The sequence below is a fragment of the Actinoplanes nipponensis genome, assembly GCF_016862275.1.
In the GTDB taxonomy this organism is placed as follows: domain Bacteria; phylum Actinomycetota; class Actinomycetes; order Mycobacteriales; family Micromonosporaceae; genus Actinoplanes; species Actinoplanes nipponensis.
The window spans coordinates 40,239-60,827 of sequence record NZ_BOMQ01000047.1; the positions used below are offsets into that span (position 1 = coordinate 40,239).

Sequence of the window (20,589 nt, forward strand, 5' to 3'; positions counted from 1 at the left end):
TCAGGCCTCCACCAGCATCGGGTCGGGCACCTCGGTGTAGAAGTTCGGGTCGGCGGCCAGGATGGCCCGGCGCACGTCGAGCAGCTCGGTCACCCGCTGCTGGATGACCGCGGTGCCGACCAGGCCGTCCTCCTCCGCCTCGCGGCGCGCGGTGGTGGAGTTCTCGGCGATGTCGACGATCCGGTCGACCACCAGCGCCACGCTGCGCTCGCCCTCGCTGTAGACGACCACGGACACGGTGTCGCCCTCCTCCGTCTCGCTGTACGCCCCGAGCAGGTGCGACAGGCGCACCAGCGGCAGGATCTGGCCCCGGTACTGCACGACCTCGCGCGACCCGGCGTGCTCGATCCGGTCCCGCGGGAACTCCTCGAGCCGGGTCACCGCGTCCAGCGGGATCGCCACCCGGCGTTCCCCGACGGCCGTGACCAGCAGGCGCTCGCCGTTGGCGGGTCCGCCGCTGGCCCGCGACGTGCCGACCAGATTCTCCCGGTCGGAGTCCGCGGTCAGGTGCGAGCGCCGGGCCAGCGAGGAGACGTCGAGGATCAGGCCGACCTTGCCGTCGCCCAGGATGGTGGCGCCGGCGTACAGGCCGATGTCCTTGAACCGGCTGTTGAGCGCCTTGACCACCACTTCCTCGGTGTTCAGGACGCGGTCCACGACCAGGCCGAACCGGCGGCCGTCGGCGTGCAGCACCATGATGTAGACACCCTGGTCGCCGCCGACGTCCAGGCCGAGGGCCCGGTCCAGGCGGACCAGCGGGAGCAGCTTGCCGCGCAGCCGGTAGACGGGCGCGCCGGAGGCGTACTCGATCTTCGTGGACTGGCCGTCGATGAAGACCAGCTCCAGCACGGCCACCTGCGGCACCACGTAGCGCTGGTCGCCGCAGTCCACGGTCAGCGCCTGGATGATGGCCAGGGTCAGCGGGATGGTGAGGCGCCAGACCGTACCCTCGCCCAGCGTCGAGTCGACGCTGACCGCGCCGCCGATCCGTTCGATGTTGGTCTTGACCACGTCCATGCCGACGCCGCGGCCGGACACGTTGGTCACCTTGGCCGCGGTGGAGAAGCCGGGCTGGAAGACCATCGCCATGATCTCGCGCTTGTCCATCGTGGCGATCTGCTCGGCGCGCAGCAGTCCCTTCTCGACGGCCTTGGCGGCGATCCGGTCCACGTCCATGCCGGCGCCGTCGTCGGCCACGTCGACCGCGACGTGCCCGCCCTCGTGGTACGCCCGCAGGGTCAGCGTGCCGACGGCCGGCTTGCCGGCCGCGACCCGCTTGTCGGCCTCCTCGATGCCGTGGTCCACCGCGTTGCGCACCAGGTGCGTCAGCGGGTCCTTGACCGCTTCGAGCAGGCTGCGGTCGAGCTCGGTCTCCTTGCCCTCCATCACCAGCTCGACCTGCTTGCCGAGGGACTGGCTGAGGTCCCGGATGACCCGGGGCAGCTTGGACCAGATGTGCTCGATGGGCTGCATCCGGGTCTTCATGATGCCCTCTTGCAGCTCACTGGTGATCATGCCGAGCCGCTGGGCGCTGCGGACCAGGCCGGAGTCGCCGGTCTCCATCACGCCGCGGACCAGCTGGTTGCGGGCCAGCACCAGCTCGCCGACCAGGTTCATCAGCCCGTCCAGCAGGTCGACGTCGACCCGGATGGCGCTGTCGGCGACGCTGCGCTTGGGCGCCTGGGCCTGCAGCGCCTCGCTGACCGCGGCCGGCTGGGCCTTGCCCTCCTCGAGCAGGATCGCGCCGAGCTTGCGCTCGTCGCCCTCGAGCTGCTGCTGGAGGGCGGAGCCGACGTCGCTGGGCGCCGCGGCGCCGGACTCGACGAGCATCTCGCCGAGCGGCTTCCGCTGCCCCTCCACGGGCTCGGGGGCCGGGCGTACGGGCTTCTCCTCCAGCGGTTCCGGGGCCTCGACGGCCCCGGTGGACGCCACGGGCGCGGCGGCGGCCTCGGCCGGCGCGTTCATCTGGGCGTGCACCGCCGTGATGATGCTGTCGACGTCGACGTCGCCCTCGTTGCCGTCCTGCTCGATGGCCTCCAGCAGCGAACGGACGCCGTCGATGGTGGCGAGCAGCGTGGTGATCGTCGTCGGCGTGACCGGCTGCACCCCGTCCCGCAGGCGCGACAGCAGTGACTCGCCGGCGTGGGCGAGCGTCTCGAGCCGACTGAACGCCAGGAATCCACTCGTACCCTTGATGGTGTGGATTGCCCGGAAGATGCGTGAGATCAGGTCACGCGAGCCCGGCTCCTGCTCGAGGGCGACGAGATCCCGGTCGATCTGATCCAGGTTCTCGTGGCTCTCCATCAGGAATTCGCCGACGATCTCGCCAAGGTCTTCCACGGACTACCTCCTGCTCGTTTCCCATGCTGCTCATCGACCTCCGGGCTCCACACCTGAGGACACCCGTTGCGCTACCGCCCCCGGCTCAGGTGTCACCACCCGGCCGCCGGTAGCGGTAACCGAAGCCGCGCACGGATTCGATCGGGGAATCCTCGGGATCCGTCCAGCCGAGCTTGCGGCGCAGCCGGAGCACCGCGAACTTGACCCGCTCCTGGCCGATGCCGGTCGGGTCGTCCCAGGCCTGGGTCAGCAGCTGGTTCGGGCTCAGCACCGCCCCGGCGTGCCGGACCAGCGCGTTCAGCAGCCGGAACTCCGTGGGGGTGAGGCGCTTCTCGTCGCCCTTGACGTAGACCCGGCGCTTGGTCGGGTCCAGGTGCACCAGGCCGTCGTCGTAGATCTGGCTGGCCCAGCTGTTCTGCGCCCCGGACGAGCGGCGCAGCAGCGCCTCCACCCGGGCGAGCAGCTCGTTGTTGGCGAACGGCTTGGTGAGGTAGTCGTCGGCGCCGCCGCGCAGCCCGCGGACCTTCTCGGCCTCCTGGCCGTGTGCGGTCAGCACCAGCACGGGCACGTCCGAGACGTCCCGCAGGCGTTCGAGCACCTGCCAGCCGTCCATCTCCGGCAGGCCGACGTCGAGCACCACCAGGTCGGGGTGCTCGGCGTACGCCTCCTTCAGGCCGGTACGGCCGTCGCCGGCGTGCGCCACCTCGTAGCCCGCCCGGCTGAACAGCAGCCGCAGGGCCAGCGCGATGTCCGGGTCGTCCTCGACCACGAGCAGCCTGCTCATGCTCTTATCACCGTGACCCCCCAACGCCTGCGTCGCCAGACGCGGCTGCCCGGCCGGCACGGCACGTGCCCGGCATCGGTCAGCGTCTTGCTTGCGCCCCCCGCGACCGCGGACGGCGAAGATGAAATGTCCAAAACCACGATAGCGTGACGTGTCGGTTCATATACGGAAAGTTATAGTTCAGCGTGCGCATCCGCCTCCGGGCCCGATCGGCGAGCAGCCGGTGAGCCCCGTACCCCCACCCGCGCCCCCGACGCTGTCGGGCGGCATGCTGCAACCCCGCTTCCTCACCGTCATCTCGCACGAGCTGCGGACGCCGCTGACCACCATCGCGTCGTTCACCGAGAGCCTGGACGCCGACGACCTCGCCCCGGCCGAGCGCTCGATCGCGCTGGCCGCGGTCCGCCGTAACACCGACCGGATGCTCACCCTTGTGGAGGACCTCATGTTGGTGACCCGGCTGCAGACCGGGGACCGGGAACTGCGACCCGAGCGGGTGGATCTCGGCGCGCTGATCCGCGAGGCCGTGGAGCTGCTGGCCAGCCACGAGCCGTACACGGCGGCGACCGTCCGGGCCGATCCGGGGCCGCCGCTGATCGCCGACGCCGGCCTGCTGCGGGACCTCTGCTACGCGGTGATCGGCACGGTGGCCAGCGGGGCGGCCGACCGCTCGGCCACGGTCGACGCCGTGGCCGGCCCGGCCGGCTGGACGGTACGCGTGACCGCGCGGCAGGCCGAGCAGCTGACGGACGAGCACCTGATGGCCGGCATGCTCGCCACCCCGGAGCCCCCGCACCGGCGGCGCAGCACCGCCGTCTGGATGCTGCTGGCCGAGGCGATCGCGGCCCGGCACGGCGGTTCGGTACGTCTGACCTTCGCCCCCGAAACGGGCGCGGGGGCCGAGATCGACCTTCCGCCGACCATCCCCCCAGATTGACACGGACGTCCCAGTCATACGGTGGAAACGGCGAAAGAAGGGACGTACCGGAAAAAAGCCGGTCCGATAACGATGCCGGGCGAGAGGCGCCCGGCCGTGGACCGGGAGGCAGCACCTTGTTGGATTCCGTACGTCGTCTCGCCCTTGTCGCGGCCGCACCGGCCGCCCTGCTCGGGCTGACCGCGGCGCCGGCGCCCGCCGTCGCCGCGCTCCCCGCGACCGCGACCGGCCCGGCGCTGACCGCGCCGCGGACCGAGCAGACGCTCGGCGCCGAGGTGGTCGCGCTGACCAACGAGGAGCGGGCACGCGCCGGATGCGACGCGCTCACCGTGGACGAGGAACTGAACGTCGCCTCCGTGCGGCAGAGCCACTACATGGCCGCCACCGGCGACTTCGGCCACTTCGGCTGGCGCGGCTCGACGTTCCTGACCCGCTCGCGGGCGGCCGGGTACCAGGCCGTGGCCGCGGAGAACGTGGCCTACGGCTTCGCCAACTCGGCCGAGGTGATGGCCGCCTGGATGGCCAGCCCGCCGCACCGCCGCAACATCGTCAACTGCGACATCAAGTCGTTCGGCGCCGGCGTCCAGCAGGCCGTGAACGGCACGTACTACTGGACGCAGGTGTTCGGCTGGCGCTGAGCGCCGGGCTCAGAGCGCGCAGTTCACCAGGACCGGTTCGGGGTGCAGCACCACGCCGAACCGGTCCCGGACCCCGTTGCGGATCTCCCGGGCCAGGTCCAGCAGGGCGGCGGTGGTGCCGCTGCCCCGGTTGGTCAGCGCGAGCGTGTGCTTCGACGAGATGGCCACCCCGTCGGCGCCGCTGTACCCCTTGCCGAAGCCGGCCTTCTCGATCAGCCAGGCCGCCGGCACCTTGACCGTGCCGTTGGGGGCCGGCCAGCTCGGCGGCTCCCCGGCGTCGACCAGCCGGTCCTGCACCCCCGCCCACTCCTGGGCGGAGAGCACCGGGTTGGTGAAGAAGGAGCCCACCGAGCGGGTGTCCGGATCCGCGGGGTCGAGCACCATGCCCTTGCCGGCCCGCAGCTTCAGCACGGTCTCGCGGACCCGGGCGGCGCTCACCCGCTCGCCGGCCGTCACACCCAGGCGCCCGGCGAGTTCGGCGTACCGGATCGGCGCCGACTCCGCGGTCTCCGGCAGCCGGAAGTCGACGTCGAGAACCAGCCAGCGGTCGCTGTGCTTGAAGATGCTCGACCGGTAGGCGAAGCCGCACTCCGGCACCGACAGCACCCGCATGGTGTCCTCGTGCCGGTCGTAGACGTGCACCGCCTCGATGGTGTGCGCGACCTCCTGGCCGTACGCGCCGACGTTCTGGATCGGGGTCGCGCCGGTCGAGCCCGGGATGCCGGACAGCGCCTCCAGCCCGGCCAGCCCCCGCTCGAGGGTGTGCGCGACGAGGTCGTCCCAGGGCTCGCCCGCGGCCACGCGCACCAGCACGCCGCGGTCGTCCTGCCCGACCACCCGGATGCCCCGGGTACGTAGCAGCACCACGGTCCCCGGGTAGCCGTCGTCGCCGATGACGACGTTGCTGCCGCCGGCCAGGACCAGCACCGGTTGCCCCTTTCGGGCGGCACCCCGTACGGTTGAGACCGCTTCGTCCGGTTCGGCGGCCACGGTCAGCGTGCCGGCCGGGCCGCCGAGGCGTAGCGTCGTGTACGCCCCCAGCGAACTGGCACGCACAGCGGATGCGTCTGTGGGTCGGTCAGCACTAACGTCAGGCACGACGTCCACCCTAGGCCGCGGGCCCGGGGTGGTGACCGGTGGACCTCCTCGAGCGGGAGAAGGCTGATGAACAGGCTGCACGCGACGAAGGACTTCTGGCTGGCCGCGCTGCGCGCCGACGGGCCGGCCTTCCAGGACGCCGTCGCCGAGACGGGTCCGGACGCCGCCGTGCCCTCGTGTCCCGGCTGGACGGTCGCCGACCTCACCGAGCACCTGACCGTGCTGCTGCACTGGGTGCGGGAGCTGGCGCCGCGGGGCGTCGTCGACAAGCCCGCCGACCGGGTCGTCCCCGAGCCGCGCCCGGCGTGGCCCGAGGCCCTCGACGGCCTGCGCCGGGAGATGACCGGCACCATCGAGACGCTCGACGCGCTCGACCCCGACCTGCCCAGCTGGACCTGGCCGGCGCAGGCCCGCAAGGCCGGCTTCTGGCAGCGCCGGATGGCCCACGAGGTCTCCGTGCACCGCTGGGACGCCGAGTCCGCGGCCGGCCGGGGCACCCCGATCGAGACCAAGCTGGCCGCCGACGGGGTCAACGAGGTGCTGGACACCTGGCTGCCCGCGGGCCGCCGCAAGGGCCCGACCGACCTGCACGGCGTCGTGCACCTCACCGCCACCGACGCGAGTTACGAGTGGTTCGTCCGGCTCCGCGGCGCGGGCATCGCGCTGCTGGACACCGGCACCATCCTCGACAGCGACGATCACCACCCGCGGGCCGAGGCGCGCGGGACGGCGAGCGACCTGCTGCTCGCGCTGATGGGCCGGCTCGATCCCGGCAAACTGGCCATCACGGGCGATCGCCGCCTCTTCACCGCGTTGCAGGCCGGTTGAGGATCTCGTCCCCCGAACGGGACGCCGCAACTTCCGGATGTCTCCCGGGAAGATGAATGGCTCTACGCTGTACCGGTTAAGGGCGATCGCTTACGGTCGCCCGTCACAGTCCCGCCGCTGATCAGACCGGTCGGCGCGGCCCGGTACGGCGGCGGCGGATCATGCAGGGAGCGGTGAAGGATGACGGCAACCGTCTCGGTGGAATCGAGCGAGGATCCCCTGGCGTCAAGGGTGCGGTTCCCCGACGGCTTCGTCTGGGGCGCCGCGACGGCGGCGTACCAGATCGAGGGAGCGGTGAACGAGGGCGGCCGGGGCCCGTCCATCTGGGACACGTTCAGCCGTACGCCCGGGCGGGTCCACGCCGGGCACACCGGCGACGTGGCCTGCGATCACTACCACCGGTACGTCGAGGACGTCGCGCTGATGGCCGAGCTGGGCCTGGCCTCGTACCGGTACTCGATCGCGTGGCCGCGGATCCAGCCCGACGGCACCGGCCCGGTCAACCCGCGCGGGCTCGACTTCTACGACCGGCTGACCGACGAGCTGATCGGCCGGGGCATCGACCCGGTCGTCACGCTCTACCACTGGGACCTGCCCCAGGCGCTCGAGGACCGGGGCGGCTGGACGGTCCGGGAGACGGCCGAGGCCTTCGCCGAGTACGCCCAGATCGTGCACGCCCGCCTCGGCGACCGGGTCCGCACCTGGACCACGCTGAACGAGCCGTGGTGCTCGGCGTACCTGGGCTACGGCAACGGGGTGCACGCGCCCGGCGTGCAGGACCCGGCGGCCGCCTTCAAGGCCGTGCACCACCTGCTGCTGGGCCACGGGCTGGCCGCCCGGGCACTGCGCTCGGCCGGCGCGCAGAGCGTCAGCATCACGCTGAACCCGACCGCGGTCGCGCCGCTCGACCCGGCCAACCCGGCCGACGTCGACGCCGCCCGGATCGTCGACGGGGTGGGCAACCGGATCTTCCTCGAGCCGCTGCTGCGGGGCGCGTACCCGGACGACGTCCGCGAGATCATGGCCCGGTTCACGGACCTGGCGCACATCCGCGACGGCGACGAGGCGATCATCAACGCCCCGATCGACGTGCTCGGGATTAACTACTACACGCCCACGTACGTGTCGGCCAAGCCCGGACAGCCCGCCTCCCCGGAGACGCCGGGCAGCGAGGGCATCGCCTTCCGCAAGCCGGTCGGCCCGATCACCGACATCGGCTGGCAGATCGAGCCGGCCGCGCTCACCCGGCTGCTGAAGCGCCTCCACGACGACTACGGCGTACCGATGATGATCACGGAGAACGGCGCCGCGTACCCGCACGGCCCCTCGCCGGAGGACGGCCAGGTGCACGACACCGAGCGGGTGGCGTACTTCGACTCGCATCTGCGGGCGTGCCTCGACGCCATTTCCCACGGCGTTGACCTTCGGGGATACTTCGCGTGGTCGTTGATGGACAACTTCGAATGGGCCGAGGGGTACGCCAAGCGGTTCGGCATCGTGCACGTGGACTACACCACGCAGCGCCGGATGCCCAAGGACAGCGCGCGGTGGTATCAGGAGGTGATCCGGCACAACGGTCTGACGGACCAGGGCCGGATCGGGGAGTGAGCTGATGGTGACGCGGGAGCGACCCACCCTCGAGGCAGTGGCGAGGCGCGCCGGCGTCTCGAGGGCGACCGTCTCCCGCGTCGTCAACGGGTCGACCACGGTCGCCGTGGCGATCCGCGAAGCGGTGCACCAGGCCGTCGCCGAGCTGGGTTACGTGCCCAACCAGGCCGCCCGCAGCCTGGTCACCCAGCGGACCGAGTCGATCGCGCTGATCCTGCCGGAGACCGCCAACCGGGTCTTCTCCGACGACCTGTTCTTCCCGGCGGTGATCCGCGGGGTGAGCATGGAGCTGGAGGCCGCCGACAAGCAGCTGGTGCTGATGATGGCGGGCTCCGCGGCCAGCCACGACCGGGTCGAGCGGTACGCCATGGCCGGGCACGTCGACGGCGTCATGTTCGCCTCGATGCACGGCGCCGACCCGCTGCCCGGCACGCTGGCCCGGCTCGGCATCCCGGTGGTGTGCAGCGGCCGCCCGATGACCCCGGCCGAGCTGCCGGTGCCCTACGTCGACGTGGACCACGTCGGCGGCGTGGGCCAGGCGGTCCGGCACCTGATCGGCACCGGACACCGGCGGATCGCCACGATCGCCGGCCCGCAGGACATGATCGCCGGCATCGACCGGCTCACCGGCTACCGGGACGCGCTGCGCGCCGCCGGCCTGACCGAGCACGTGGCCTTCGGGGACTTCACCCGCGACTCCGGGCTGCGCGCGATGCGCCGGCTGCTCGCCGACGACCCGCAACTGGACGCCGTGTTCGTGGCCTCGGACATGATGGCGCACGGCGCCCTGCAGGCGCTGAAGGACGCCGGCCGGCGGGTGCCGGCGGACGTCGCGGTGGTCGGCTTCGACGACTTCGAGATCAGCCGGCTCAGCGACCCGCCGCTGACCACGGTGCGGCAGCCGATCGTGGACATGGGCCGCACCATGGCCCGGCAGATGCTCGGCCTGGTCAACGACAAGCACGACGTCCCGGACGCCGTGGTGCTCCCCACCGAGCTGGTGGTCCGCGCCTCCGCCTGAGCGCCGCGCTCAGCTGTCGATCGGCAGGCCCAGCACCTTGCGGGAGAGCAGCGTGCCCCCGGCGACCGCGGCCGGCATCAGCAGCACCGCGCCGAGCGGGATCAGGAAGCAGGCGAAGACGGCCACGCCGAAGCCCAGCGCCATCGGACGGTCGCCCCGCAGGGCCGCCCGGCGGTCGCGCAGCCGCCGGCCGCGCCGCTGGAACGGCACCCCGGTGAGCTCCACCGCGAGCAGCCAGCCGCCGACCGCGCCGCCGACGACCGGCACGACCGTCTGGCCCACCACCGGGATGAAGCCGGCCAGGAACAGCGGGATGCCGAAGAGCACGGACAGGCCGATCAGGCGCAGCGAGTCCACCAGGCTGCGGGCCAGGGACCGGCCCAGCGAGACCTCGACCTCGTCCGGCACGCCGCCGTGGCGGGCCTCGACCAGACCGGAGATCTTCTCGTAGAACGGGTCGCCGATCAGCAGCGTCACCGCGGTGAAGGTCAGCACGCCGATGAGCCCGCTGAGCCCGATCAGGGCGGCGCCGGCGACGACCCGGATCAGGTCGCGGGCGAAGGCCGACCAGTCGTCGGCGAACCAGGTGACCCCGGCGGACAGGTCGGAGATGAAGACGATCAGGGTGATCAGCAGGGCGGCGTACAGCACGCCGGAGATCACCGCCGGGAGCAGCCCGAGACCGAGCATCCGGGGGTTGCGCAGGACCAGCCCCAGCCCGCGGCCGAGCAGCCCGGCGCCGGTGGCGAAGCGGCGTGCGGCCCCGCCGGTCGCCGCGGCGCCCCGGCCGGCCACGGACCGCAGGTGAGTGTCATCCACGGTTCGGGAGCTTAGGACCTCCGGAACAGCCGGTGCCCGCCGAGGCCGGGACCGTCCGGTTCGGCGCTGGCCGACGGCGCGGTCGCCGACGGGCTGGGCGGCGTGGTGGCGATCGAGGTGGGCGTCGGTACGGGCGGCTGCGTCAGGGTGGCAACCGGCGAGCTGGAGGTCGCGGTGACCGCCGGCGCGGCGCTGGTGGAGGCCCGGGTGGGCGCGGGCGCACTGGGCAGCGACGCCTCCACCGCCACCGGCTCGGGCTCCCGCGGCGACCAGTCCAGCACCGGCGCCGTGGTGGCGGTGGCCCGCGGTGGGGCGGCGCCGATGCCGCCGGCCCCGGCGGGAGCGCTCACCGGCGGTGGCGCTGGGGCCGGCGCGCCGATGGTCCAGCCGACGGTGACGGCGAAGGGCAGGCCGAGGGCGACAACGCCGAGAAAGATCGATCTGGGGGAGAACCGCACATCCTGAACACCGGATCCGGGCCCGAAAAGTTACGGCGTCGCCCGATTCGCCGGAACTCCTGGCCGTCTCACCGCTTGATCAGCCGAGACCCGGCCCGGTACTGTCCATCGGCTCGCATCGAATGCGAACACTTTTCCACGGGGAGAGAAATGAATTCCGGACGACCTCGCGGTCTCGCCGCGATGCTGACCCTCGCCCTCGGTGCCGGCACGGTGGCCGGGGCCGGCCTGCTCGGCTCACCCGCCTGGGCCGACGGCGGGCCGACGGCCACCTACACCCTGGACAGCACCAGCATCTGGACCGGCCAGCAGGTCACCCTGACCCAGTCCGGCCTGGTCGACGAGACGCCGGACACGGCCCCCGTGCGCACGGTCGACTGGGGCGACAGCTCCCCGGTGGAGACGCTGCCGGCCGACGCCGTCAAGGCGAGCCACACGTACGCCGCCAACGGCAGCTACCCGGTCAAGGTGACGCTGGCGGAGGCGGACGGCGCCGAGGGCACCGCCACCTTCGCCGCCAACACGGTCCAGGTGGCCTCCGCCGTCGGCAGCTACAAGTTCAGCGTGGCGTCGAACTGGACCTGGGAGGGCGGCGGCGCCACTGCCAAGCTGCTGCTGGCCAACATCCCGGCCAACACGACCCGGGTGTGGGTCAACTGGAACGACGGCAAGACCAGCCTGCTCAACCGCACCCACACCTCGACCACGCACTACTACCCGGTCGGCACCCACGCCGCGACCATCACCCTGGAGAACTCCCAGGGCATGGCGGCCCCGGTGACCACCCGCCCGTACACGGTGAACGTGGACTACACCCGGCCGAGCAGCACGCTCAAGATGCCGCGCAAGCCGACCCGGGCGTCGTACTGGAAGACCATCCAGGGCACGGCCAAGGACGGCCAGACCGGCATGGACTCGGTCGGCGTGCAGCTGTGGAAGTGGACCTCGACCAAGGACTACTACTTCAACTTCTCGACCCGCAAGTGGGTCCGCTACACCCCGAACAAGACCAAGATCCCGAAGGCGGCCGTCTCCTGGCGCGGGGTGGACTCCAAGGGCATCTGGAAGCTCAGCGTGCCCGGCCTGTCGAAGGGCTACTACCTCGAGGTCGACTACGTGGCGGTGGACCGGGCCGGCAACGACGACGGCTGGAAGTACAAGGTGCAGAAGCTCACCAGCTGAGCGCGCGGCCACGCACAGCCCGGATCCGTCAGGGTCCGGGCTGTTTCGCGTTCAGGAAGGCGGAGATGCGCTCCCGGAGCTCCTTGCGGTGGGTCCAGAGCAGCGACGGGCGGTCGTAGACCTGAAGCTGCGCGCCGGGGAGCAGCCCGGCCAGGCGCTCGGCGACCGCCACCGGGTGCACGTCGTCGCCGACGCACCCGATCACCAGCGCCGACCCCGGGAACGCGGCCAGCACCGACTCGTCGGGCAGGGCCGGCGCGCGCCAGAGGGTGTCCAGCTCAGGAGCCAGGCCGTCGGTCAGCAGCTGCTCCACGCGGTGGCGCAGATAGCTCCAGCCGGTCGGCGTGTTCCGGACCGAGGGCGGCAGCTCCGGCTCGACGGCCTCGGCGACCAGCGCCGCCTCGCCGGACTCGACGGCGGCGAGCAGCCGGGTCAGCCGCGCCTCGGCCACCGGCGGCCGTACGCCGTCCAGCGGCGCCGGCAGATACAGCACGATCCGCTCGAAACGCTCCGGGGTCTCCGAGAGCAGCCGGCACAGCGCGCCGGCGCCCATGCTGACCCCCAGCGCCCGGGTCGCCCCGGCCCGGTCGGCGACCGCCCGCAGGTCCTCGGCGAGATCGGCGAAGCTCCACGGCCCGGGCGGCGCGTCGGAGCGGCCGTGCCCACGGAAGTGCAGGAACACCCGGCGGCCGAGCACGCCGCTGCCCAGCGGGCGGGTGCCGGCGATGTCGCCGGCCAGCCCGTGGGCGAAGACGGTGACCGGCTCGCCGACGCCGGTGACGAGCTGTTCGATCCGGCCGCCGCGCGGGGTCTCGACCAGCTGGGTCGGCGGCAGCGGCAGCGTGGGGCGGCCGCTGCGGGGTGCGCTCGGCCCCGGGCCGGAACTCCGCGGGCCGCCGTCCGGGGGCGGCGGCCAGCGGAGGCGCCTCACCAGAAGCCCTTGCCGTCCGACAGGTCACGCAGGCCGGGCCGGACGTCGAGCAGGTAGATCAGGGCCGCGGCCACGCCGATGAGGCCGAACAGGCCGGTGGCGCCGCCGCCCACGCCGAGCAGCGTCAGGATGATGCAGACCGCGAGGATGGCCAGCCAGGCGCCCTTGGGCAGGGTGCCGATGGCCTGGAAACCGTCGCCGCGCTGGGTCACGCAGTGGATCAGTGCGACTGCCTGCACCACCAACGACAGGATCAGGACGGCGAACGAGATGAGGTTCGCGACGTCGTCGTAGAAGATGGGTGTCGCGCTGTAGGCCATGACCGCCAGTCTATGCCGCGGGCCCCGGCTATCGCCGAGGCCCGCTGATCAATCGGTGACCGGTCGTCGCTTACTTGGCGGCCGGGCGGGTGGTGCGCTTGCGGGGCTTCGCGGTCTCCGCCGGGGTCGCCGCGGCGGCGGCCTCGACGGCCTTCGGCTCCTCGGTGGTCACCATGTCGGCGTTGACCACCTCGGCGGCCTCGACCACGCCGGTGCCGACCACGCGCTCGCCGTGGGCGACCAGCGAGGTGTAGACGGCCAGCGCCCGCTCCTGCGCGGCGTGGGCGAACGCGATGGCGTTCGCGGTGGCCGTCTCGCGCAGCTTGTCGAAGTCGGTGCTCGTCGCGGTGCTCTTGAGCGTGGTGGCGGTGGTGTTCGCCGTGTCGTTCGCGGTCTTCAGCGAGGCGACGGCGCGGTCGCTGAGCTCGGTCACGACGGCCGGCAGCTTGCGCAGCTGCTGGTAGGCGAGGTCACCGGCGCCGGCGGCGGCGTAGAGCGGGGCGGGGAAACGGGTCTTGGTCTGCTCGGTCATGACTTCTCCTCGGATGCGGGTGCGGATGCGGGGGCTGGTGCGGCACCGCTCTCGACGACCGCCACGTCGTGGACGACGGCCTTCAGCGCCTCGTCCTCGTCGGGTGCGGTCGGCGCCGGCGCCGACCGCGCGGTCTCGTTGCGGAAGGTCTCGTAGATCTGCGACAGGGACTGCTTCTGCGCGATCGTCAGCTCGGGATCGACTGCGATCGCGGCCAGCACGCCCTGCTGGCCCTCGCCGTCGAGCAGGCCGGCCCGCAGGTACATCGCGGGCGTCGACACCCGCAGCGCGCTGGCCAGTTGCTGCAGCACCTCGGCGCTGGGCTTGCGCAGGCCGCGCTCGATCTGGCTGAGATACGGGTTGCTCACGCCCGCCCGGTCGGCGAGCTGCCGGAGCGAGATCTTCGCGGTCTGCCGCAGGTCACGGATGAATTCGCCGATGTCCTGGGGCAGATCCTTGGGTGCGGCCATGCATCCGACGGTAGTCCGACGTGCTAGCTCTTGCAAGCAAAACGCTTGCAAGAGCTAGCGTGAAACAGGTCACCAGGCCGCGCGGACCTCGCCGACCCGGAGGTCGCCGCCGAGCACCGGCACCGTGGCCAGCTCGTCCAGCACCGCGGCGGCCACCCCGAGCCGGCGCAGCGCCGACACCAGCACCGGCATCCGGGCCCGCATGGCCCCGTCGGCCACCTTGAGCGCCACCGCGCCCACCCCCGGGACGGCCACCGCGACCACCCCCTCGGCACCGCCCTTGGCCAGCAGCCCGGGCACGCCCCGCATCAACCGGGTGTCGTCCTGGCCGGTGCCCGCCACCAGCTCCGGATCGGCGCGCATCGTGTCGGCCACCAGCCGCTCGTGAGACCCCGGCGGCGCGTCCACCAGCCGCTGGAAGCCGCGCGCCAGCGCGGTCAGGGACACCGCGAACACCGGTGCCCCACAGCCGTCGATGCCCGTCGCGGCGATCGGCTCGCCGGTCAGCTCGCTCACCGCGGCGGCCAGCGCCACCTGCAACGGATGCTTGGCGTCCCGGTAGTCCTCCCGCGACCAGCCGTTCACCACGCAGGTGGCCAGCATCCCGGCGTGCTTGCCGGAACAGTTCATCAGCACGGGCGCGGCGCCGCCGCCGGCCCGCACCACGGCATCCCGCTCGGTCTCCGAGAGCGGCAGCGACGGCGGGCAGCGCAGCGCGGACTCGTCCAGCCCGGCCGCGGCCAGGATCCGCCGGACCCGGTCCACGTGGAACGGCTCGGCGAAGTGGCTGCCGCTCATCAGCGCCAGGTCGGCCGGCTCGGCGGCGCGCAGCCCGGCGCGGAGCATGCCGACCGTCTGCAGCGGCTTGTTGGACGACCGGGGAAAACAGGGCCCGGTCACGTCGCCGGCGGCGGCGGCCACCCGGCCGGCGGCGTCCAGCACGACCACCGAACCGTGGTGCACGGACTCGACGAACCCCGAGCGCACGACCTCCGCGAGGATCATCGGGCCGCCATCCCGAGCAGCGTCCGGGCCTCGGCCGGGGTCAGCGGCGGGCGCTGGGCGAGCTGGGCGAAACCCACGGCGCGGGCCACTAGCTGCATGTTCGACTCGACGGGCCGGCCCTTCGCGTACGTGACGGTGTCCTCCATGCCGACCCGCAGGTGGCCGCCCGTCGACAGCGAGGCCAGCATGACCGGGATCGTGCTGCGGCCGATGCCGGTGGCCGAGAACGTGGTGCCCGCGGGCAGGTCGCGCAGCGCCTGGTGGCAGGCGACCAGCGCGGCGGCGGTGCCGGGCATGCCGCCGGGGACGCCCATCACCAGGTCGACGTGGACGTGGCCGCCGTACGGCAGGCCGTGCTGGGCGAGCAGGCGCTGCAGGGTGGTGAGCTGGCCCAGGTCGAAGATCTCGTACTCGGGCACGACGCCCCGCTCCTGCATCCGGGTGTGCAGGTCGACGATGAACTCCCAGCGGTTGAGGAACACGCCGTCGCCGAAGTTGACCGTACCCATGGTGCAGGAGGCCATCTCCGGCCCGGCGTCCAGCACGGCCAGCCGGTCGGCCTCCGGATCGGTGACCGCGCCGCCCGAGGAGAGCTGCACGATCAGGTTGGTCGACTGCCGCAACGCGGCCACGGTGTCGCGCAGCCGGCCCTGGTCCAGGGTCGGCTGCGCCGCGTCGTCGCGGATGTGGACGTGCACGATCGCGGCGCCGAGCGCCTCGCACTCCTTGGCGGTCGCCACGAGCTCGTCGATCGTCACCGGCAGCGCGGGTACGGCTGCCTTACTGCTCTCCGCGCCGGTGGGCGCGACGGTGATGAGGGTCCCGGTCATGCCGCGATCCTGCCATGCGGGATCGGCTCAGGAGACGTCGATGGCCGCGGCCGACTCCCCGACCAGCAGCGACGCGTCGTCGGCGACGTTGCGCTTGACCACCGCGAGCGCGATCATGCCCAGCTCGTGGTGGCGGACGGCGGTGCCGACGAACCCGACGGCCCGCCCGTCCAGCAGCACCGGGGTGCCCTGCGCGGGCGGCTGGTCGGTGGCGATCCCGTCGAGGTGCAGCAGCACCAGCCGGCGCGGGGGCTTGCCCAGGTGGTGCACCCGGGCGATCGTCTCCTGACCGCGGTAGCAGCCCTTGTCGAGGTGCACGGCCGGCGCGACGAAGCCGGCCTCGGAGGGGATCGTCCGGTGGTCGGTCTCCCAGCCGAGCCGCGGCACCCGGTGCGCCACCCGGACCGCCTCGTACGCCCACAGCCCCGCCCGCGGCACGGCGGCCAGCGGCGCGAGCACGTCGTCGAGGGCCGCACGCGGCACCAGCAGGTCGACGCCGAGGGGCACCCGGCGCGCCAGGGCGCCGGCGCCGAACGGCTGCACGTCGTACAGCGCGGTGGGCTCGGGCGGCACGGCCCCGGCGGCGAACTTGGGCCCCGGCACCTCGAAGATCCGCGGCTCGGCCAGCGCTACGCCGAGCCGGTCGCGGACAGTGGCCACCGCCTGCGGGCCGACCAGCGACCACACGGCGACCTCGGCGCCCGCGTCGCGCGGCTCCACCTTGGTGAAGAACCGCATCATCTCCAGATAGCGGAGCAGGCCGGCGCCCGACCCCGGCTCGGTGTCGAGCCAGGCGGTGGCGCCGTCCTCGGCGACCAGGGCGTGCTGCTCGACGTGCCCGTGCGGGGACAGCACGAGCAGCTCGGTGCCCTGCTCGGCGCGCAGGTCGCTGAGATGCTGGGTGGTGAGGGTGTGCAGCCAGCTGGCGCGTTCCTCGCCGGGCACGGCCAGCACGTCCCGGTTGGAGCGGTCGACCAGGCCCACCGCGGTGTCGAGGGTGCGCTGCTCGCGCATCGGGTCGCCGTAGTGGGCCGGCACGCCGGCGTCGGCCGAGGCCGGCTCGAGCTCCTCGATGAGGACCGTGGTCATTGCTGCTCCTTGCAGTCGCCGCAGACGCCGAACAGGGACACGTGCCCCACGTCGACCCGGAAGTTGCGGTCCTGGCGCAGCTGCTCGGTCACCGGCAGCATGACGGCGGGATCGACCTCGTCGATCGACCCGCAGGTGCGGCAGACGAGATGCACGTGCTGGTCCTCGCCGGCCCGGTGGTACGTCGGCGAGCCGTGCGACAGGTGGGTGTGGCTGACCAGGCTCAGCTCCTCGAGCAGCTCGAGGGTGCGATAGACGGTGGTGATGTTGACGCCCGCGGCGCGCTCGCGCACCGTGTGGTGGATCTGCTCGGGGGTCGCGTGGCCCAGCTCGTGCACCGCCTCCAGGATCAGCTGGCGCTGCGGGGTCAGTCGCAGGCCGCGCTCCCGGAGCATCTCGGCGAGGGAAGAGGAGGACACGCTACGAGCATAGTTCGCGGCGCTATACCCTCTGCGCTGGTGAGCGACAGCGTGCAGGTGATCCCCGGCTCAGGCGCACTGACCCCGGCCGACCCCGGCATCCTCCACGGCGAAGGCGTCTTCGAGACGCTGCACCTGCGCCCGAACGGCCCCTGGCTGCTGCACGAGCACCTGGACCGCCTGACCCACTCGGCCGCCCTGCTCGAACTGCCGCTGCCCCCACGCGCCCAACTCACCGCCCTGGCCCGGCGAGCCGCCGACGCCTGGACCGCCGGGGAAGGCGCCCTCCGCCTGATCGTCACCCCGGCGACGCACTACGCCACCGTAAGCGCGGTGCCGGCCACCGCCCGCCGCGAACGCCGCGAAGGCATCACCCTGATCACCGCGCAGGCGGGCATCGCGGCCCGCCCACCCTGGTCCCTGGCCGCGGCCAAAACCATCTCGTACGCGGAGAACCTCGCCGCCAAACGCTGGGCCCGCCGGCAGGGCGCGGACGACATCCTGTGGCTCCGCACCGACGGCCACGCCCTGGAGTCCCCGACGGCCAGCCTGGTCTGGCTCACCGGGAACACGCTGTGCACGGTCCCCGCCGCCGAAACCGGCATCCTGCCCGGCACGACTGCGGCCCACCTGCTCAGCCGGGCGGCGGAGCTGGGCCTGCACGGCGAGGAACGCATGATCACCGCGGCGGAGCTGGCCGGGACGGAGGCGATCTGGCTGGCGAGCTCCCTGCGCGGCCTGGCCGAGGCCCGGACTCTCGACGGCGCCTTGCGGCCGGCGTCGCCTTGGACGGCGCGGTTGCTTGCTCTGCTCGGCTTCGACGGGTCCTGAGCGGGGCGGGCGGCCTGGGGGATGCCCACTCACGGCTGGCCCGTGCGCCGGGCACGCACTGCCGCGAGACGGTCCAGGCCGCCGCGCAGGCACTGCCGCGAGACGGTCCAGGCCGATGCGCAGGCACTGCCGCGATACGGGCGAGGTCGCCTCACACGCAACGCCACGACGATGCGGGCTACCACTCGTCGCACGCAACGCCGTGACGCGGCCACCCGCCTCGTTCCGGCCCTGCCTGCTGGGATCTTGATGAGGGCGGATCGATTTCGCACGGCGCACGCTCCAAGATTCGCGCGCAGGGGAAGCATGGACAGATCTTGAGGAGAAGTGGCGCGTTGATTGCGGTGGGCGCCACAAGATCCGCGGTGATCAAAGATGTGAGGCTGGATCTTGATAGCGCGAGGGCGCGCAGAAGGCGGAACCGCCACAAGATCTACGGCGCCAGGGGAAGCAGCTACTCCCCGCAATGCCGGGACGCGCGCCACCACGCCTCGCCCCGCGCCGCCCCACCCCGCGCCGCCACGTCTCGCAATGCCCCGCCTCGCGCTGCCCCGCCTCGCCCCGCCTCACCCCGCCTCGCCCCGCCTCGCGTCACCACGCCCCGCGCCGCCTCGCGTCACCACGCACCGCGCCGCCCCGCCCCCGCGCCACCACGCCTCGCGCTGCCACGCCTCGCTCCCCTCCACCCGCCCCCGCCTCGCGCTGCCCCGCTCCGCCCGCCCTGTCCAACCCCGCCCGCCCGTCCGCCCGTCCGTCCGCCCGTCCGTCCGTCCGTCCGCCCGCCCGCCCGCCCGCCCGGATCTTGATGAGCAGGGATCGATTTCGCACGGCGCACGCTCCAAGATCCGCGCGCAGGGGAAGCACGGACAGATCTTGAGGAGAAGTGGCGCGCTGAGCAGGGCCGGCGCCACAAGATCCGCGGCGATCGAAGACGAGAAGCTGGATCTTGATAGCGCGAGGGCGCGCAGAAGGCGAAACCGCCACAAGATCCACGGCACGAGGGAAGGCAGCTACTCCCGCGAGGCGGTGAGCGGCCGCGTGACGCGACCGCTGATGCTTAAGCGGGCGGCGCTAGCACGGGACGACGCTGGCACGTGACGGCGCTGGCACCGGACGGCGCTGGCACCGGACGGCGCTGGCACGGGACGACGCTGGCACGTGCGCGAGACAACGCGCCGCCGTAACGATGAGCGGCACAACGCGAATCGCGCGACAGCCGGCGCCGATGGCACGCACCAACCACAACCCACGGCACCCAGCCCCACCACACCGAGGCTTGGAGGCGGAGATGCCCCACCCAGGAACCCAAACCCCGGCGGGACCGCAATCAGATCCAGGAAAAACCCCGGATCAACCGCCCACCCGCAACAACCTCGCGGAGAGATGCGGCACCAACGTCTCCCCCATCCCCGACATCTCGTGCGCATAGAGCAGCGCCCCGTCGACGATGCCGAACAGCCGGTGCCCGGCCGTCACCTCCTGCGCGGACGGCGTACGCACGACCGCGTCCGTCACCATCTCCAGCCGCGTCCCGGCGACCCGCCCGATGTAGAGCTCCATCACGCCGTCCGGCGTCATCATGGTGGCTTCCATCTCGTCGCCCGGCCGGTCGTCGACCAGCACGGGCCGCCACCAGCCGGTCTCCCGGTCGGCCATCCGCACCGGACGGGAGTCGGCGTCGAGGATCCAGATGCGCGACTCGTACGACAGGAACGGCCGCCCGTCGTGGCTGATCCGGACCTCCTGGGCGAAGTCGAAGTCCTCGGGCGCCGGGAAGCCGCCCTGCCCGCGTCCGCGCCACAACCCGATGAACGGCAGCAGGCCCAGCAGCGCCGGGTGCAGGTCCGGCCCCTGCCGCAGGTCGTGCGTGTCCTCGTAGGGGTACGCCTCGACCGGCGGCGCGTTCAGCCAGGGCGGCGGGCCCAGCGGGTTTTCCGTCTCACTGCTCACCAGCGTCCCCTTGCAATGCGCATCGCCAGATAGCCCAAACCGCCGGCCAGCCCGCCGAAACCGGCGACCAGCAGACTCACGAACCCGACCTCGGTAACCATGACCGGCCCATCCTATGCTGACGTTCATGGCCCGCTTGCTCGTCGTCAAGGCAACCGCCGGCGCGGACGCCCCGGAGCGTTGCTCGCAGGCGTTCACCGTGGCCGGCACCGCCGCCGCGTCCGGGGTGGACGTGTCGTTCTGGCTGACCGGGGAGTCGACCTGGTTCGCGCTGCCGGACCGGGCCGCCGAGTTCGAGTTGCCGCACGCGGCGCCGCTGCCGGACCTGCTGAACCTGCTGCTCGGTAACGGCCGGGTGACCGCGTGCACGCAGTGCGCCGCCCGCCGGGGCATCGGCCCGGACGACGTTCTGCCCGGCATCCGCATCGCCGGCGCCGCGGTGTTCGTCGAGGAGATCATGTCCGAGGGCGCGCAGGCGGTCGTCTACTGACGCGGATGC

At 72.7% G+C, this 20,589-nt stretch carries 23 protein-coding genes; 8 read left to right on the forward strand and 15 right to left on the reverse strand.

From position 1 onward, the window contains the following. Positions 1 to 2,340, reverse strand: a complete 2,340-nt coding sequence (locus Ani05nite_RS19485) for a chemotaxis protein CheA (protein ID WP_203770111.1) — start codon at positions 2,338 to 2,340, stop codon at positions 1 to 3. 85 nt (positions 2,341 to 2,425) lie between these two features. Continuing rightward, positions 2,426 to 3,124, reverse strand: coding sequence for a response regulator transcription factor (locus Ani05nite_RS19490; RefSeq protein ID WP_203770112.1), 699 nt, complete (start codon positions 3,122 to 3,124; stop codon positions 2,426 to 2,428). Between the two features lie 223 nt (positions 3,125 to 3,347). On the opposite strand from Ani05nite_RS19490, the gene Ani05nite_RS19495 reads away from it, so the two are divergent. Both Ani05nite_RS19495 and Ani05nite_RS19500 read left to right on the forward strand, forming a co-directional pair. Then, the gene (locus tag Ani05nite_RS19495; protein ID WP_203770113.1) at positions 3,348 to 4,061 is read left to right on the forward strand and encodes a sensor histidine kinase; all 714 of its coding nucleotides are present in this window, start codon (positions 3,348 to 3,350) and stop codon (positions 4,059 to 4,061) included. A 119-nt stretch (positions 4,062 to 4,180) separates the two neighbouring features. Continuing rightward, the gene (locus tag Ani05nite_RS19500) at positions 4,181 to 4,699 is read left to right on the forward strand and encodes a CAP domain-containing protein (RefSeq protein WP_203770115.1); all 519 of its coding nucleotides are present in this window, start codon (positions 4,181 to 4,183) and stop codon (positions 4,697 to 4,699) included. 9 nt (positions 4,700 to 4,708) lie between these two features. Here the strand turns inward: Ani05nite_RS19500 and Ani05nite_RS19505 are convergent, their stop codons facing one another. After that, positions 4,709 to 5,806, reverse strand: coding sequence for a UDP-N-acetylmuramate dehydrogenase (locus Ani05nite_RS19505; protein WP_377880613.1), 1,098 nt, complete (start codon positions 5,804 to 5,806; stop codon positions 4,709 to 4,711). A gap of 57 nt (positions 5,807 to 5,863) precedes the next feature. Between Ani05nite_RS19505 and Ani05nite_RS19510 the strand changes: the two genes are divergently transcribed. The 3 genes from Ani05nite_RS19510 to Ani05nite_RS19520 all read left to right on the forward strand — a co-directional run bounded on the left by Ani05nite_RS19510 (position 5,864) and on the right by Ani05nite_RS19520 (position 9,254). Next, positions 5,864 to 6,625, forward strand: coding sequence for a maleylpyruvate isomerase family mycothiol-dependent enzyme (locus Ani05nite_RS19510; protein WP_203770118.1), 762 nt, complete (start codon positions 5,864 to 5,866; stop codon positions 6,623 to 6,625). A gap of 180 nt (positions 6,626 to 6,805) precedes the next feature. Further along, on the forward strand, positions 6,806 to 8,233 hold the full coding sequence (locus Ani05nite_RS19515; RefSeq protein ID WP_203770120.1) for a GH1 family beta-glucosidase: 1,428 nt from the start codon (positions 6,806 to 6,808) through the stop codon (positions 8,231 to 8,233). A gap of 4 nt (positions 8,234 to 8,237) precedes the next feature. After that, positions 8,238 to 9,254, forward strand: a complete 1,017-nt coding sequence (locus Ani05nite_RS19520) for a LacI family DNA-binding transcriptional regulator (protein WP_203770122.1) — start codon at positions 8,238 to 8,240, stop codon at positions 9,252 to 9,254. A gap of 9 nt (positions 9,255 to 9,263) precedes the next feature. On the opposite strand, the gene Ani05nite_RS19525 is transcribed toward Ani05nite_RS19520, so the two are convergent. Continuing rightward, entirely contained in the window at positions 9,264 to 10,073 is an 810-nt protein-coding gene (locus Ani05nite_RS19525; protein WP_203770124.1) for an EI24 domain-containing protein, read from the reverse strand. An 11-nt stretch (positions 10,074 to 10,084) separates the two neighbouring features. Continuing rightward, the gene (locus Ani05nite_RS19530) at positions 10,085 to 10,531 is read right to left on the reverse strand and encodes a hypothetical protein (protein WP_203770126.1); all 447 of its coding nucleotides are present in this window, start codon (positions 10,529 to 10,531) and stop codon (positions 10,085 to 10,087) included. Positions 10,532 to 10,681: 150 nt separating this feature from the next. On the opposite strand from Ani05nite_RS19530, the gene Ani05nite_RS19535 reads away from it, so the two are divergent. Then, positions 10,682 to 11,713 carry a PKD domain-containing protein gene (locus Ani05nite_RS19535; protein ID WP_203770128.1) on the forward strand — a complete coding sequence of 344 codons (1,032 nt, stop codon included), beginning with the start codon at positions 10,682 to 10,684 and terminating at the stop codon, positions 11,711 to 11,713. A 28-nt stretch (positions 11,714 to 11,741) separates the two neighbouring features. Here the strand turns inward: Ani05nite_RS19535 and Ani05nite_RS19540 are convergent, their stop codons facing one another. The 8 genes from Ani05nite_RS19540 to Ani05nite_RS19575 form a co-directional block, all read right to left on the reverse strand. Further along, positions 11,742 to 12,644, reverse strand: a complete 903-nt coding sequence (locus Ani05nite_RS19540; protein ID WP_203770129.1) for an alpha/beta fold hydrolase — start codon at positions 12,642 to 12,644, stop codon at positions 11,742 to 11,744. Further along, a complete protein-coding gene (locus Ani05nite_RS19545; RefSeq protein ID WP_023562718.1) occupies positions 12,641 to 12,964 on the reverse strand; it encodes a DUF2516 family protein in 324 nt (107 codons plus the stop codon). The genes Ani05nite_RS19540 and Ani05nite_RS19545 overlap by 4 nt, the downstream gene beginning before the upstream one ends. A gap of 70 nt (positions 12,965 to 13,034) precedes the next feature. Beyond that, positions 13,035 to 13,496, reverse strand: a complete 462-nt coding sequence (locus Ani05nite_RS19550) for a hypothetical protein (RefSeq protein ID WP_203770131.1) — start codon at positions 13,494 to 13,496, stop codon at positions 13,035 to 13,037. Next, on the reverse strand, positions 13,493 to 13,966 hold the full coding sequence (locus Ani05nite_RS19555) for a helix-turn-helix domain-containing protein (RefSeq protein WP_203770133.1): 474 nt from the start codon (positions 13,964 to 13,966) through the stop codon (positions 13,493 to 13,495). The genes Ani05nite_RS19550 and Ani05nite_RS19555 overlap by 4 nt, the downstream gene beginning before the upstream one ends. Positions 13,967 to 14,035: 69 nt before the next feature. Further along, positions 14,036 to 14,971 (reverse strand): asparaginase, encoded by a 936-nt coding sequence (locus tag Ani05nite_RS19560; RefSeq protein WP_203770135.1) that lies wholly within the window; start codon positions 14,969 to 14,971, stop codon positions 14,036 to 14,038. Then, on the reverse strand, positions 14,968 to 15,801 hold the full coding sequence (locus Ani05nite_RS19565) for a beta-keto acid cleavage family enzyme (protein ID WP_203770137.1): 834 nt from the start codon (positions 15,799 to 15,801) through the stop codon (positions 14,968 to 14,970). Before Ani05nite_RS19565 ends, Ani05nite_RS19560 begins: the two co-directional genes overlap by 4 nt. Positions 15,802 to 15,828: 27 nt before the next feature. Beyond that, positions 15,829 to 16,890, reverse strand: coding sequence for a CAF17-like 4Fe-4S cluster assembly/insertion protein YgfZ (ygfZ, locus tag Ani05nite_RS19570; protein ID WP_203770139.1), 1,062 nt, complete (start codon positions 16,888 to 16,890; stop codon positions 15,829 to 15,831). Continuing rightward, entirely contained in the window at positions 16,887 to 17,285 is a 399-nt protein-coding gene (locus tag Ani05nite_RS19575; protein ID WP_203770141.1) for a Fur family transcriptional regulator, read from the reverse strand. The genes ygfZ and Ani05nite_RS19575 overlap by 4 nt, the downstream gene beginning before the upstream one ends. A gap of 63 nt (positions 17,286 to 17,348) precedes the next feature. Between Ani05nite_RS19575 and Ani05nite_RS19580 the strand changes: the two genes are divergently transcribed. Beyond that, on the forward strand, positions 17,349 to 18,140 hold the full coding sequence (locus Ani05nite_RS19580) for an aminotransferase class IV (protein ID WP_239130334.1): 792 nt from the start codon (positions 17,349 to 17,351) through the stop codon (positions 18,138 to 18,140). A 1,350-nt stretch (positions 18,141 to 19,490) separates the two neighbouring features. Here the strand turns inward: Ani05nite_RS19580 and Ani05nite_RS19585 are convergent. After that, positions 19,491 to 20,090, reverse strand: a complete 600-nt coding sequence (locus tag Ani05nite_RS19585) for a heme-binding beta-barrel domain-containing protein (protein ID WP_239130337.1) — start codon at positions 20,088 to 20,090, stop codon at positions 19,491 to 19,493. After that, positions 20,087 to 20,191, reverse strand: coding sequence for a small membrane protein MtfM (gene mtfM / locus Ani05nite_RS41905; protein ID WP_275410578.1), 105 nt, complete (start codon positions 20,189 to 20,191; stop codon positions 20,087 to 20,089). Before mtfM ends, Ani05nite_RS19585 begins: the two co-directional genes overlap by 4 nt. A gap of 14 nt (positions 20,192 to 20,205) precedes the next feature. Between mtfM and Ani05nite_RS19590 the strand changes: the two genes are divergently transcribed. After that, positions 20,206 to 20,580, forward strand: a complete 375-nt coding sequence (locus Ani05nite_RS19590; protein WP_203770145.1) for a DsrE family protein — start codon at positions 20,206 to 20,208, stop codon at positions 20,578 to 20,580. Positions 20,581 to 20,589 lie beyond the last annotated feature (9 nt).